The sequence below is a fragment of the Porphyrobacter sp. ULC335 genome, assembly GCF_025917005.1.
GTDB lineage: Bacteria > Pseudomonadota > Alphaproteobacteria > Sphingomonadales > Sphingomonadaceae > Erythrobacter.
The window spans coordinates 1,928,812-1,942,273 of record NZ_CP078091.1 but is presented as its reverse complement, the minus strand read 5'-3'; the positions used below and the strand labels follow the sequence as shown (position 1 = coordinate 1,942,273).

Below are 13,462 nucleotides of genomic sequence, written 5' to 3'. Positions count from 1 at the left end.
CGGGGCTTTTTTCGTGCCGACTTGGTCTCAGCACTGCGCCCTGCCGAAGGGCAGCATCCGGAACAGCGTGCCGTCCTTGTCGATGATCGTGTGCTTGAGCGCAGCAAGGGCATGGAAGGCGGCCAGCACCAGCAAGGCGATGCCGGAGGCACCATGAAGTTCGAAGATCTGTTCGCCCAGCGCCGGGTTCTGCGGCACCGGCAGGGCAGGCAGCTGGAACAGGCCCCACACGCTGATCGGCTCTCCGAATGATGACATCGCGATCCAGCCTGCAACCGGCATGACCAGCAGCAGCGCATAGAAGCTGAGGTGGACGATCCGCGACAAGGTGCGCTCCCACCCCGCATGGCTTGCCATGGGCGGGGGCGGCGGATTGACCAGCCGCCACACCAGCCGGACTGCGACGACCGCGAAGATCACCAGGCCCAGCGCGAAGTGGTTGGCCATGATGGCGCCGCCTGCTTCGCGGGTCGGCGCAGCTTCGGCTGTGGAGCTGATCTGCCATTGCACGATCACAAGCACCGCGATCAGCCAATGCAAAAGCATCGCGAAGCCGGAATATTTGGTCTTGGCGTTAAGGCTCATTGTCTGTCCCTCCCGTGATCCCCTGATAGCCTGAGCCTAGCACTGCTGTAGAGCGGCGCAATGGGACCGCTTGCACGCAAGGGCCGGCTGGGTAATCGTGGGCTACTCATGACTGCGACCGACCCCGTACCTGACAGGCAAGCGCTGGCCCACATCGGCGCGGCGGTGCGTGCCCGGCTGGAAGCCAATGCGGATATCTACCGCGTGCAGGACGATCGGATTGAGCTCTTCGCCGTGGGCGGCTTTCTCTCCGAAGCGGAATGCACCGGCCTGTGCGCAATGATCGATGCGGTGGCGCGGCCTTCGGCGCTGCATGAACTCGATTACGAGAGCGGGTTCCGCACCTCCTATTCGGGCGATCTTGATCCGCACGATCCCTTTGTGGCGGGCATTTCGCAGCGGATCGACGCGCTGCTGGGCGTGGACGCGGCCATCGGCGAGCCGGTGCAGGGCCAGCGCTACCTGCCGGGACAGCAATTCAAGCCGCATAATGACTGGTTCTACGTGACCGAAGGCTACTGGCCGCAGGAGGAAGCGCGCGGCGGACAGCGTAGCTGGACGGCGATGGCCTATTGCAACACGGTCGAAGCCGGCGGCGCGACCGCCTTCACGCTGCTCGGGCTGGAGATCGAACCAAAGCCCGGCGTGCTGCTGTTGTGGAACAATGCCCTGCCCGATGGGCGGCCCAACGAAGCGACGCTCCACGCGGGTCTGCCGGTGGAACGCGGCGCGAAATATGTCATCACCAAGTGGTATCGCACCCGCGAATGGCGCTAGGCCCGTTCAGGCCTCGGGCGGGGTGTGCCTTGCTTCATTGCGCTCCAGATGCGCCGCCCTCGCCAGCTTCTCGACCCGGTGCGCAAGGCGCAGGATTTCCAGCTGGGTGCGCAGGTTTACTTCATAATCGTGGCGCGCAGTGATGCGGTCTTTGCGCGCCTGCCGGTTCTGGCTCATGAGAATGATCGGCGCCTGCACCGCGGCGAGCATCGAGAGGATCAGGTTGAGGAAGATGAAGGGATAGGCATCGAACGGCCGCACCCCCATCAGCTCCAGCACACCGCTGTTGAGCGTCGTCCACACCACCAGCACCACGCCGAAGCCGATGATGAAGCCCCAACTCCCCCCGATTTCGGCAACGCGGTCGGCCAGCCGGTCGCTCCATGTCTCGTGGCCTTGCGCCAGTTCATCGGCATCGCGGCCGGTGAAGCTGCCCGAAGCCACCCGCTTCAGCACGCGCTGTTCGTCCGCCTCGAGATCATCGAATTCGCGGCCCAGAAGGTCGCGGGCGAGCTTATGCGGATCGACGTCGCGGATCATGCCATGTCTTACGCTTTCGCCAGCGCCTCGGCAATCAACGTGCGGGTCGGCGCGATGCCGTAGAGCGCGATGAAGCTGCCCATGCGCGGGCCTTGCTCGCTGCCGAGCAGGGTTTCGTAGAGCGCCTTGAACCAGTCCCGCAGGCTCTCGAACCCGAATTCCTCGATCTTGCCGATTTCGTAGACGATGGTCTGAAGGTCTTCGGCACTGGTGGCGGGATCAGCTTCAGCAAGCGCCGCGTCGAGCGCCTGGAGTGCACCAACTTCGCCCCCGGCAGGCGCGCGCTTGGCGAGCGTCGGGGCGACGAAATCGCGGTTATAGGCGAGCGCCTTGCCCACCAGCGTATCGAGCGCCGGGTGCACAGCGGGATCGGCATCGGGGACATAATTGCCGAGATAGGACCACACCGCCTCGCGCGTTGCGCCCGCGCCGAGCACGCCGACAAGGTTCAGCAGCAGGCTGAACGGCACGGGCAGCGTTTCGCCCTCGCCCGGGGCCCCGGCCCCCGCATGGCTCTCGTTCGCGCGCAGCAGATGCCACACCGGATTGCCGAGCCGCTTGTCGATGTCCTGACCCGGAATCGCCGCGCGGAACTGCCAGTAATCGTCCACCGCCTTGGGGATGACCCCGGCGTGAAGCTGCTTGGCGCTCTTGGGATTGGCGAAGATGTAGAAGCCGAGGCTTTCTTCGCTGCCATATTGCAGCCAGTCCTCGATCGACAGGCCATTGCCCTTCGACTTGGAGATCTTCTCGCCCTTGGCATCCAGGAACAGCTCGTAGATCAGGCCTTCGGGCTTGTTCCCACCGAGCACGCGGGCGATCTTGCCCGACTGGATGCCGCTATCGGTCAGGTCCTTGCCGTACATCTCATAATCGACGCCCAGCGCCACCCAGCGCATCGCCCAGTCGACCTTCCACTGGCACTTGGCCATGCCGCCCAAGGCGGATTGTTCGACGACGCTGCCGTCCTCGTCGGTGAAGCGAATGATTCCTGCAGCTGGATCAACGACTTCGACCGGCACCTGCAACACCGCGCCGGTCGTCGGGCTGACCGGCATGACGGGGGAGTAGGTGCGGCGACGCTCCTCGCCCAGGGTCGGCAGCATGATGTCGAGGATCGCGCCGAAGTTCGCCAACACGCCCTTCAGCGCCGCATCGAACTTGCCGCCGTTGTAACAATCGGAGGAGCTGACGAATTCATACTCGAACCCGAACTGGTCGAGGAACGCGCGCAGCATGGCGTTGTTATGCGCGGCGAAGCTTTCGTAGGGCGTGCCGAAAGGATTGGGTATCCGGCTTAACGGCTTACCCATGTGCTGCGCCAGCATGTCGCGGTTCGGCACATTGTCGGGCACCTTGCGCAGCCCGTCCATGTCGTCGCTGAACGCCACCAGCCGGGTCGGTTGACCGGTCAGCGCCTCATAGGCCCGCCGCACCAGCGAGGTGCGCAGAACCTCTTGAAATGTCCCGATATGCGGCAGGCCCGAGGGGCCATAGCCGGTTTCGAACAGCACACCGCCCGGCTTGCCTTCAGGCAGCCGCTTGGCAAGGCGCTGCGCCTCCTGAAACGGCCAGGCCTTGGAGTTCTGCGCAGCGGCGATGAGGGCATCTTGGGTTATCGTCATAGCGGCCCGGCTATTAGGCAAGCAAAGCGGGCTTGCAAGCGTCAATGGCCGCGCAGGTCAAGCCGCTTTGCCTGTTTCTGCTTTGCCGACCTTCGGTTCCACGTGAAACATTGCCCCGATGCGCGGCTGGAGGGGGTCTAAGGGGGGTCTAGAGGGGGTCTAGAAGGGGTCTGGAGCCGGTCTGGAGAAGGCCAGAACCGGGCTGGCAACACCTCCTCGCGCGTCAGGCGAAGACTTCGCCGTAGTCCGGCCGGTGCTCCGCCTTGAAGCGCCGCATCAGGCCAGGGATCAGGAACAGGTCGACAATGATCCATACGAACCACGCCCCCAGCGACAACAATCCGAGCGGCGGCCAGATCAGCATGATCGCCAACCCGCCGAGGAACAGCGCCATCTGGTAGTAGCCGGTCTCCTTCGCCCCGCAATAAAACCGGTGGACCCCCAGCGGCGAGCAGAAATACCAATACACATAAGCGAGCATCAGCGTCCGCTTTGCCGGATCGCCGAACAGGCCATACCCGCCCGACGGTGCCTGCCGACGCGGATAGGGTATGTTCATCTGCTCCTGCTCCTCTCCGGAGGAAGCCCGGCGCGCGCGTTCTGCGGCGAGGAAGGCTTCGCGCTGCGCAGCATGGGGGTCTGGCGCAGCGGGGCGAATGGGCGCGGCGGGCCTTGGCCCCGCAACGCGGACGGTCGGCGACATGGCGCCACTCTGGCCGGGCACGACGCCCTTCTTGCCGAAACTCATCACCGTCCTCCGCCTGTCGAATACTCGGTCATTCGTGCAGAGTATTGCCAGCCAATCGTTTACTTTGGGTTGCCCAGACCCCATCCTTGGCTGCGTGACCTCGCCCGACACCCTGCCCGATCCCCTGCCCCTCCCCGCGCTGCACGCCAGCCACGGGGGGCACTGGCTGCGCGCCGCGAACGGCACCACCAACGCGGTGTCCAAGGGCGATGCGATCATGGCCGCCGCCGATACGCCGGTGCTGATGATCAACGCGCCGCTGGTGGCGAGCCGGTTGGGCTATCCCGACCTGTCGGGGCTCGATCTGCTGGAGGCCTTCGCCTTCATCCACCCCGCGCGCTTCTGCGTGCCGACCCCGCGCGGGCTGGCAGAAGCGCTGGGGCTACCCCCGCCAGAGAATGACGCGGCCGTGCCGGACATGCTCCAGCGCGCGGCGGGCGCCCTGATTGCGGCATGCCAGGATCCCGAATGGTTCGAGCGTGAGGGCGCGTGGAGCGCGGTGCAGTCGCTGGAACGCCTGCGCTGGCCCTGGGCGCAGGTGCTGCGCGCCCATATCGCCAAGCCCGAAAAGGCCGAACGCTGGCTGTTCGCGAAGCTGCCCGAATGGGAGGAAACCGGCGAGCGCCCCGCCCCGCGCCAGATCGAACTCGCACCCGAAGCCGTGCGCGATCAGCTCGCCCGCCTGACCGGCGAAGGCGCGGAGCAGCGTGAAGGCCAGCGCGCCTTTGCGCAGGATGTGGCGCGCATCTTCGCCCCCCGCCACCGCGAAGGCCGCCCGCATCTGGCGCTGGCGCAGGCGGGAACCGGGATCGGCAAGACGCTGGGCTACCTTGCGCCTGCCTCGCTATGGGCGGCAGGGTCAGGCGGCACGGTGTGGGTTTCGACTTTCACCAAGAACCTGCAACGCCAGCTGCGCGCCGAAAGCCGCCGCGCATGGCCCGCCCGCCGCGCCGATGGCTCGCCCCCGGTGGTGGTGCGCAAGGGCCGCGAGAATTACCTCTGCCTGCTCAATCTGGAAGATGCGCTGCAAGGCGGCTTTGCGGGGCGTGCGGCGATCCTTGCGCAGTTGGTCGCGCGCTGGGGGGCCTATACTCGCGATGGCGACATGATCGGCGGCGATCTGCCGGGCTGGCTCGGCACGCTGTTTCGCAAGCGCGGGATCGCAGCGCTCACCGACCAGCGCGGCGAGTGCATCTATGCCGGCTGCCCGCATTACCGGAAGTGCTTCATCGAGCGCGCGGCGCGGGATAGCGCGCAGGCCGATCTGGTGATCGCCAATCACGCGCTGGTGATGGTCAATGCGGCGCGGGCGCGCGACCCGAACCAGCGCCCGACACGGCTGATCTTCGACGAAGGCCACCATGTGTTCGACGCGGCGGATTCCACCTTTGCCGCCACGCTCAGCGGGCAGGAAACGATCGAGCTGCGGCGCTGGATCATCGGCCCGGAAAAGGAATCGCGCGGCCGCCGCCGGGGGCTTTCGGCGCGGCTTGCCGACATCGCCAGCTATGACGAAGCGGGCGCGGAAGCCATCGCGGCCGCCTGCAAGGCCGGACAGTTGCTCCCGTCTGATGGCTGGCTTCAGCGCCTCGGCGAAAACGCCCCCTTCGGCCCCGTCGAAGCCCTGCTCGCAGCCGTGCGCACCGCCACCTATGCCCGCGACGAAAGCGGGGGGATCGACGCGGGCTACGGAATCGAGACCGAGGCGGCGGGCCTGCCCGGCGAAGTGATCGAAGCCGCCAGCGCCGCTGCCGAGGCGCTCGCCTCTATCAGGGTGCCGCTGATCCGGCTGGGCGGGAGGCTGGAGGCCATCCTTGCCGAGCCGCCAGACTGGCTCGACGCACAGGGCCGCGCGCGGATCGAAGGGGCGCGGTTTTCGCTTGCATGGCGGATAGATCTGATCGCGGCATGGGAGGCGCTGCTCGTGCGGCTCGGCGGGCCAGCCGATCCTGATTTCGTCGACTGGCTGGCAGTCGACCGTTCGGACGCGCGCGAGTTCGATGTGGCGATCCACCGCCGCTGGCTCGATCCGATGAAGCCCTTCGCCCGCGTGGTGCTGGAGCCCGCGCATGGCGTGCTGCTGACCAGCGCGACCCTGACCGACCGCACCCCCAGCGATGACGTGTGGGCCAGCGCCATCCAGCGTTCGGGCGCGGCGCATATCGAAACCGCGCCGCTGCTCTCCGCGGCGGAAAGTCCCTTCGACTATGCCGCTCGCGCCGAGGTGCTGATCGTCACCGACGTTACCAAGGGCGATCTGCCTGCGCTGTCGGGCGCCTATGCGCGGATTATCGAGGCGAGCGGCGGGGGCGTGCTGGGGCTGTTCACCGCGATCCGGCGGCTGCGCGCGGTGCATGGCCGGATTGCCGACCGCCTCGCCCGGGCGGGCCTGCCGGTCTATGCCCAGCACGTCGATCCGATCGACACCGGCACGCTGGTCGACATCTTCCGCGATGATCCGCGCGCCAGCCTGATCGGCACCGACGCGCTGCGTGACGGGGTGGACGTGCCGGGCCATTCCCTGCGCTGCGTGGTGCTGGAACAGGTGCCCTGGCCGCGCCCCGATATCCTGCACAAGGCGCGCAGGCTGGCAGGCGGCGGTTCTGCCTATGACGACCGCATCATCCGCGCCAAGCTGGCGCAGGCGTTTGGCCGCCTGATCCGCAGCAAGGACGATGCCGGACATTTCATCATGCTCTCCCCCGCCTTCCCCTCGCGCCTGCTCAGCGCCTTCCCTCCCGGCACGCCGGTGCTGCGCGTAACGCTCGATGAGGCTTTACAACGCGTCGCCGCTGGTGTTGTGGGCAGCGCGGAGCAGCCGGTATCGGACGATGCCAAGGGAGCCTTGCAGCCATGAAGATTCTCGGCCTCCTGCGCCACGCCAAGTCCGATTGGGACGATACCAGCCAGCGCGATTTCGACCGCGGGCTGAACGCGCGCGGGCGCAAGGGTGCCGAGCTGATCGGCAAGCATATCCGCGACCACGGGGTAAAGTGGGACAAGGTGCTGGCATCGCCTGCGGTGCGGGTGAAGCTGACGCTCGACAGCGCGCTGCCCGATGTCACGCCGATTTATGACCAGCGGCTCTATCTCGCCAGTTTCGACACCATCGTCGAGACGATCGAGGCCCATGCCGGTAGCGGCGATGACGAGGCGAAGACCATCCTGATTTCGGGCCACAATCCCGGTCTACAGGACGTGCTGCTGGAACTGGTCGCGCCGGGCAAGGAGAACGCGCTGTTCAAGGAAGCAGTCGTGAAATTCCCGACCGCCGCCTACGCCGTCCTCGAATGCGACATCGCGCATTGGAGCGAGCTCAAGCGCTATTGCGCCGAGCTCGTCCACTTCGCGCGGCCCCGAGACCTCGACCCGGACCTCGGCCCCGAAGGTTAGGCCAAGCGCCTCCCCTCCCCTTGCGGGAGGGGCTGGGGGAGGGGGCGAGGCCGTAAGGCCTCGTTTCATTACAAGAACAGATGAGCCGCTGGCGTAGAGCCCCCTCCCCCCAACCCCCTCCCGCAAGGGGAAAGGGAAAGAAGGGGAAATCAGGTCACGGGGACGAGGTTATCTTCCGAATCCCGGTCGATGTAGAAGTTGTAGGGATCGACCCCGGCAAAGGCGGGCTTCTTCGCCGTCACCACTTCCACCACCTGCTTGCCCGCCCGGATCGGCGAGCGCCGCATCGACAGCACCGCCGCCTTGTCGAACGCGCCGGAGCCGGGACGGTCGGTGAAGACGCCGACCTCGATACGCTCCGCAAGGCTGGCCGGGCGTTCATTGCCCTTGCCGTCAGCGGTAAACTTGCCCGCTTCGATGGTGATGCGGGTCACCCACTTGCCATCGGCCCGCTTGGTGCTGACCGCTTCCTTGGCCTTCAGATCATAGATCGTGATCTTTTCGAACAGGTCGGTGATCAGCGCCTGATCTTCGGGCGTCTTGGCCTCCTTGCGCAGTTCGGCGATCAGATCGAGGCTGCGCGGATAGGGCGCGGGTTTGAACTTGTAGCGCGCGATCAGCCTTGCCAGCGCGCGGTTGACCGCATCTTCGCCCAGACGGTGCTGGAGGAGATACATGACCAGACTGCCCTTGCGGTAATGGATGTGCTGCTGGTTTTCGACCCGGTAGAGCGGCTGTTCGGGCAAGGGATCGCCCTTGCGGCCGTCAAGATACCGATCCAGCTCGAACTTGAGGAAGCGGCGGATCTTGTCCTCGCCATAGAGCTGCTTCATCACCATCAGCGCCGAATACTGCGCCAGCGTTTCCGACAGCAGCGTCGATCCCTGCATATCCGCGCCGATCACCTGATGCGCCCAGTATTGGTGACCGAATTCATGCGCGGTGATGTAGGAGACATAGTCGATCGACTCCGGATCGCGCACGTCGGCAGCAAAGCCCATGCTTTCCGAATAGGGCATCGTCCCGGCAAAGGCCTGCGCGAAGTCGGCATAGCCCGGAAACTCGATGATCCGCGCATAGCCGAACTGGTAGGGCCCGAAATTGCGCTCGTAATAGCCGAGGCTGGTCTTCATCGCCTTAAGCATCGCGGGCACGTTCCAGGCGTGGCGCGGGTCGTGATAGACCGACAACAGCACATCGCCAGCCTGCTCCTCGGCCACGGCATAGCGGGCCGATTGCACCGAGAAGAAATTGAGGATTGGCGCCGGGCTCTGGAACACCGCGACGCGGCGGCCGCCCTTGACCTCGTCCGAAATCTTGTTGCCCGGCGCGATCGGCACTTGATCGGCCGCCGTGCTGATGGTGATGCGCGAATTGACCCAGTCCGAGCGGACGTAACTGTCGCCCTGAGCAGAGGTATCCTCAAGCCGCGGCATGCGCAGTTCATCAGGCAGCCCCTGCCGCCGCCGCACCGTGCGATCCTCCAACAATCCGCGCTGGTCCATGCCGATGATCGGCGCGAACACCCTGTTGTTCACGAAGGTGCCATTGTCGACAAGATCGGTCGCCGCCTCGCGATTGGCAAAGCCGCGCCGCCACACCTGAGAGGTGAAATCGAGCCGCGTCGTCGCCCCGAGCGCCAGCGGTGTCGCAAAGCGGTAGATGCGATAGGCGAGCCGCTTGTCGTGGTTTGCAAGGCTGGCGCCCGCGATATCGAGGCGGCTGAAAGCCACGGAGTCGTCACCCTGCCGCACGTGCAGTTCGGTGATCGGCACACCGCTGTCGTTGCGCAGGTCGTAATGGCCCTTCACCTCCATGCGGCGGTCGTCAGGGTAGATCGCGACGTCGAAGGCAACATCAGTCACCACCGGGCGCGGCAGGCTTTCATACTTGAGATATTTCCGCTCGTAATCGGCGGCCCATTCCTCGGCCTCGTCGGAGGTTTCGAAGCGGTTCAATTCCTTGATGTTGTGGTGGATCACGAGGCCGGTGCCGATCATGCCCGCCACCGCCGCGACCGCGACCCCGCCCGATGCGAGCGTCATACGCTGCCCGATGCCCTTGAGCCGCGGCACCACCGCAACCACCGTGCCGCGCGGCCAGGCCCAGTGCGCGAACACCAGCAGCAGCACGCCAAAGCAGCCCCAATAGGCGCGCGCGATCAGCCCCCCGACCCAGAAGCCGCCGGTGCCGTTCATGTCGCTCAGCGGCTCACCCGGCCCACCGCCGAACGAATAGAGCACGTTGGTATAGCCGAGGTTCGACATGAAGATGCGGCTGACAAACCACACCAGCATCAGCCCCCAGCCGAGATATTTGTTGGGGCTCAGCACCTGGAAAAACACCGCCAGCACCGCCAGCAGCAGCAGATCGATGCTCTGCGGCATCACGTAGGAGATGAAGTACAGCCCGAAATCGATGCTCGGCGCGCCCTTTGCGAGCTGGTAGACGACACCCGCCGCCATCCCGGTCAGCGACATCGCCAGCAGCACGGTGAAGATCGCAAGAATCTTCGGCACGAACATCGTCCACGCCGGGACCGGCGTTGCATCGATGATCTCGGCCATCTTCACATCACGCTCGCGCCAGACCAGCTCGCCGCCATAGAAAACGGCCACGATCAACGCGAACAGGGTCACGCTGCCGCTCACCGTGTCGACGACATTGGCGGTCAGCGGGTAGGACGCCGTGCCGAACATGGTCTGCGAAAAGACCAGGTTGAGCGTCGCAAAGCCGAGCGAAAGCAGCAGCAGCACGATCAGGCCGGGGCTCTTGACCACCAGCAGCACCTCGGTCTTAACCCGCACCCGGAAGCTGGCGAGCGCATGGCCGAAGCCGAAGCTGCGTTCGACGGGAGCGGTCAGCATGCGCGGCGCGATGCTGCCGGCCTTCGCGGCCTTTATCGCCTGCTTGGCCAGCCGCCGCTGCCGCCAGCGCGACGGCGCACGCTCGGTCATGCTGAAGCGCGCCCAGGAAAGTCCAAGGAACAGCGCCGACAGGCCGAGCACGAAGGCGCGGTTGAAGGCCAGGTTGCCTTCCAGCGGGATCAGGCGCGTGTTCATCTCTGCCGCGGTCCAATACCGCGACACCTCGGCAATCGCGCCAGTGCCCATCGGCTCGTAGCGGGCAATCGCGTCCTGATAGGACGGATCGGCCGACAGCACGATGCTCGTCGCGAGATAGCCCATCACCAGCACCAGCACGCCGATATAGCTCGCCAGCATGGAGCGGGTGAGCGTCGCCAGACTGAACAACAGGGCCGACGACAGAATCAGGTTGGGAATGGCAATCACCAGGAACGGCCAGGCATAGGTCGCAAAGCCGCCCGGTCCCACGGTCTCAGGATCGACCCACGGCATAATCGTGCCCAGCGCAATGCCGAGCGGCACGGCCATGTAGCCGAGGATCGCAATGGTCAGACCGCCAAGGAATCGCCCCGCCAGAAACTGCGTGCGGCCCACAGGCGTCGCCCGGATAATCGGGCCAAAGCCCGTCACATCATCGCGCACCACGGCGTTGGCGACGAATGACGTGATGACGAACAGATAGAACATGCCCAGCAATGCCAGCGCGAAGGTGACGGCATAGGGCGAGTTTTCATGCACCGATCCGGGCGTGCCGAAGCTGACATTGTCACTGGCGGAAAGTCCGAAGCCGAGCAGCAGGAAGATGGCGACCGAGACCCAGAACACCGGATTGCGGAGCTGGTAGCGGATTTCGAACGCGGCGAGGCTGGCGGTCAGCATGTCCGGGGCCCCTTACGCGGCTTGCGCGGCGGCGGGAGCGGGCGTGCGGCGGGTTTCGGCAAGGGTGGCGAAGTAGACATCCTCCAGCCCCCCGCTGACCGGAGTGAAGCCTTCGGGCTGCGTATCGCTGAGCACATGCACCACAATGTCGCCCGCAAAGAAGCGGTGCGAGATCACCTCATGCGCGGCCTGCATCGCGGCCAGATCGGTGTGCGGCACGGTGCGCTGCCACACGCGCCCTTGGGTGGAGGCGATCAGATCATGCGGTGCGCCTTCCAGCCGCACCTTGCCACCTGCCAGCACCGCCATGCGCGGGCACAGATCGGCCACATCATCGACGATATGGGTGGACAGGATCACCACAACATTCTCGCCAATCCCGGCGAGCAGGTTGAGGAAGCGGTTGCGTTCTTCGGGGTCGAGCCCGGCGGTGGGTTCATCGACGATGATGAGTTCAGGTTCGCCGATCAGCGCCTGCGCAATGCCGAACCGCTGGCGCATCCCGCCCGAAAAGCCTGCAATCGCCTTGCCGCGCACGCTCCACAGGTTGGTCTGGTTGAGCAGGTGTTCGACCATGACCTTGCGTTCGGAGCCGTTGTTGACGCCCTTCAGCACCGCCATGTGATCGAGCATCTGGTAAGCCGACACGCGCGGATAGACGCCGAAATCCTGCGGCAGATAACCCAGCGTGCGGCGCAGACGGTCAGGCTGCGCCAGCACGTCGATATCGCCGAAGCGGATCGTTCCGGCCGTGGGCGCCTGAAGCGAGGCGATGGTGCGCATGAGGGTCGATTTGCCCGCACCATTGGGGCCGAGCAGCCCGAACATCCCCTTGGGGATCGATAGCGTCACATTGTCGAGCGCGTGGGTGCCGTTGGGATAGACATGGCTGACGCCGCTAAGTTCGAGCATGGAAGTCCCCTGTTAAGTCGACTGCATCTTAACGGCGCGGGGTAAGCGTTAAAGGCGTATTGGTGGAGTAATACACGTCCTTGATCGACGCCCATGCCGTTGGTCGGCTGCGGTCAGCACTTGGCGGGTCGAGCAGGATCGCTCGACCTGCGCGTTCAGCCGATCAGCTTGCGCGCGCCCGGCCCTTCTTCACCCAGCCGGTCCTGCGGGTTCCAGATCGCGCAATGCGAGAGGCTGAGGCAGCCGCAACCGATGCACCCGTCCAGCCGTTCGCGGGTGCGGGTGAGATCGGCAATCTGGGCATCAAGCCGTGCACGGATCGCGGCGCTGATCGCCTCCCAATCGCGGGTGGTGGGCGTGCGGCCCTGCGGGAGCCTCGCCAGCTCCGCCTCGATCTCGCCGAGCGACAGGCCGAGCCGCTGGGCGATCAGGATGAAGCTGAGGCGGCGGATGTCGGACCGCAAGAACCGCCGCTGATTGCCGCCGGTGCGCACCGGCTCGATCAGGCGCTTGTCCTCGTAATAGCGGATCGCCGAGACGCTGAGGCCGGTGCGGCGCGCAATCTCGCCGATGGAGAGAAGGTCGGATGGTTTGAGGCGACGGGCGGGCATGACGAGAGGGATGTTCCGATAAAGCTTGACCTCAAGTTAGGTTGAGATTGCATCTAGGGCAAGTCGATTGATTCGCACCGCCTGAACGCGGCGGATCATCAACTTGCGAAAGGAACTGAACATGCCGAACGGCACACTCGAACACATCAACATCACGGTCAGTGATCCCGATCGCTCTGCACGCCTGTTGCAGCAACTCTGCGGCTGGCACGAACGCTGGCGCGGCCCGTCACAGCTGGGCGGATGGACGATCCATGTGGGCGGGGAACACGATTACATCGCGGTCTACACCCACTCCAGCCCGGTCCCGCGCTTCACCAAGGGACAGCCGCTCAACCATGTCGGGTTAGTGGTCGACGATCTCGACGCGGCCGAGGCGGTGGTCAAGGACGCGGGTCTGATCCCCTTCAACCACGCCGATTACGAACCGGGGAAGCGGTTCTATTTCTTCGACTGGGACGGGATCGAGTTCGAGATCGTGAGCTATGCAGTGGCGGCGAAATGAACGAACCAATGCCGCGCGAA

General features: G+C 65.3%; 11 protein-coding genes. 4 read left to right on the top strand and 7 right to left on the bottom strand.

Going from position 1 to position 13,462, the window contains the following annotated elements; translation table 11 throughout:
- Positions 1-27: 27 nt before the first annotated feature.
- Positions 28-585 carry a cytochrome b gene (locus KVF90_RS09270; protein ID WP_264391306.1) on the bottom strand — a complete coding sequence of 186 codons (558 nt, stop codon included), beginning with the start codon at positions 583-585 and terminating at the stop codon, positions 28-30.
- A 108-nt stretch (positions 586-693) separates the two neighbouring features.
- Between KVF90_RS09270 and KVF90_RS09265 the strand changes: the two genes are divergently transcribed.
- Positions 694-1,362, top strand: a complete 669-nt coding sequence (locus KVF90_RS09265) for a prolyl hydroxylase family protein (protein WP_264391305.1) — start codon at positions 694-696, stop codon at positions 1,360-1,362.
- A 6-nt stretch (positions 1,363-1,368) separates the two neighbouring features.
- Here the strand turns inward: KVF90_RS09265 and KVF90_RS09260 are convergent, their stop codons facing one another.
- The 3 genes from KVF90_RS09260 to KVF90_RS09250 all read right to left on the bottom strand — a co-directional run bounded on the left by KVF90_RS09260 (position 1,369) and on the right by KVF90_RS09250 (position 4,275).
- Positions 1,369-1,902 carry a DUF1003 domain-containing protein gene (locus tag KVF90_RS09260; RefSeq protein WP_264391304.1) on the bottom strand — a complete coding sequence of 178 codons (534 nt, stop codon included), beginning with the start codon at positions 1,900-1,902 and terminating at the stop codon, positions 1,369-1,371.
- 8 nt (positions 1,903-1,910) lie between these two features.
- Entirely contained in the window at positions 1,911-3,527 is a 1,617-nt protein-coding gene (locus KVF90_RS09255) for a lysine--tRNA ligase (RefSeq protein ID WP_264391303.1), read from the bottom strand.
- Between the two features lie 223 nt (positions 3,528-3,750).
- Positions 3,751-4,275 carry an NINE protein gene (locus tag KVF90_RS09250; protein WP_264391302.1) on the bottom strand — a complete coding sequence of 175 codons (525 nt, stop codon included), beginning with the start codon at positions 4,273-4,275 and terminating at the stop codon, positions 3,751-3,753.
- A gap of 217 nt (positions 4,276-4,492) precedes the next feature.
- Between KVF90_RS09250 and KVF90_RS09245 the strand changes: the two genes are divergently transcribed.
- The gene (locus KVF90_RS09245; protein ID WP_264394468.1) at positions 4,493-7,132 is read left to right on the top strand and encodes an ATP-dependent DNA helicase; all 2,640 of its coding nucleotides are present in this window, start codon (positions 4,493-4,495) and stop codon (positions 7,130-7,132) included.
- Positions 7,129-7,668 (top strand): SixA phosphatase family protein, encoded by a 540-nt coding sequence (locus KVF90_RS09240; RefSeq protein ID WP_264391301.1) that lies wholly within the window; start codon positions 7,129-7,131, stop codon positions 7,666-7,668. The genes KVF90_RS09245 and KVF90_RS09240 overlap by 4 nt, the downstream gene beginning before the upstream one ends.
- 149 nt (positions 7,669-7,817) lie before the next feature.
- Here the strand turns inward: KVF90_RS09240 and KVF90_RS09235 are convergent, their stop codons facing one another.
- The 3 genes from KVF90_RS09235 to soxR all read right to left on the bottom strand — a co-directional run bounded on the left by KVF90_RS09235 (position 7,818) and on the right by soxR (position 12,937).
- Positions 7,818-11,414: an ABC transporter permease/M1 family aminopeptidase gene (locus KVF90_RS09235; RefSeq protein WP_264391300.1), complete on the bottom strand. Its 3,597-nt coding sequence runs from the start codon at positions 11,412-11,414 to the stop codon at positions 7,818-7,820.
- 12 nt (positions 11,415-11,426) lie between these two features.
- Positions 11,427-12,326 (bottom strand): ABC transporter ATP-binding protein, encoded by a 900-nt coding sequence (locus KVF90_RS09230; RefSeq protein WP_264391299.1) that lies wholly within the window; start codon positions 12,324-12,326, stop codon positions 11,427-11,429.
- A 155-nt stretch (positions 12,327-12,481) separates the two neighbouring features.
- The gene (gene soxR, locus KVF90_RS09225; RefSeq protein WP_264391298.1) at positions 12,482-12,937 is read right to left on the bottom strand and encodes a redox-sensitive transcriptional activator SoxR; all 456 of its coding nucleotides are present in this window, start codon (positions 12,935-12,937) and stop codon (positions 12,482-12,484) included.
- 121 nt (positions 12,938-13,058) lie between these two features.
- Here soxR and KVF90_RS09220 point away from each other — a divergent pair, with 121 nt between their 5' ends.
- On the top strand, positions 13,059-13,442 hold the full coding sequence (locus KVF90_RS09220; protein WP_264391297.1) for a VOC family protein: 384 nt from the start codon (positions 13,059-13,061) through the stop codon (positions 13,440-13,442).
- Positions 13,443-13,462 lie beyond the last annotated feature (20 nt).

Coding starts and splice junctions, on each gene's coding strand:
- KVF90_RS09240 (WP_264391301.1), top strand. CDS start 7,129: ATGAAGATTCTCGGCCTCCTGCGCCACGCCAAGTCCGATTGGGACGAT.
- KVF90_RS09235 (WP_264391300.1), bottom strand. CDS start 11,414: ATGCTGACCGCCAGCCTCGCCGCGTTCGAAATCCGCTACCAGCTCCGC.
- KVF90_RS09265 (WP_264391305.1), top strand. CDS start 694: ATGACTGCGACCGACCCCGTACCTGACAGGCAAGCGCTGGCCCACATC.
- KVF90_RS09255 (WP_264391303.1), bottom strand. CDS start 3,527: ATGACGATAACCCAAGATGCCCTCATCGCCGCTGCGCAGAACTCCAAG.
- KVF90_RS09270 (WP_264391306.1), bottom strand. CDS start 585: ATGAGCCTTAACGCCAAGACCAAATATTCCGGCTTCGCGATGCTTTTG.
- KVF90_RS09230 (WP_264391299.1), bottom strand. CDS start 12,326: ATGCTCGAACTTAGCGGCGTCAGCCATGTCTATCCCAACGGCACCCAC.
- KVF90_RS09260 (WP_264391304.1), bottom strand. CDS start 1,902: ATGATCCGCGACGTCGATCCGCATAAGCTCGCCCGCGACCTTCTGGGC.
- soxR (WP_264391298.1), bottom strand. CDS start 12,937: ATGCCCGCCCGTCGCCTCAAACCATCCGACCTTCTCTCCATCGGCGAG.
- KVF90_RS09250 (WP_264391302.1), bottom strand. CDS start 4,275: ATGAGTTTCGGCAAGAAGGGCGTCGTGCCCGGCCAGAGTGGCGCCATG.
- KVF90_RS09220 (WP_264391297.1), top strand. CDS start 13,059: ATGCCGAACGGCACACTCGAACACATCAACATCACGGTCAGTGATCCC.
- KVF90_RS09245 (WP_264394468.1), top strand. CDS start 4,493: ATGGCCGCCGCCGATACGCCGGTGCTGATGATCAACGCGCCGCTGGTG.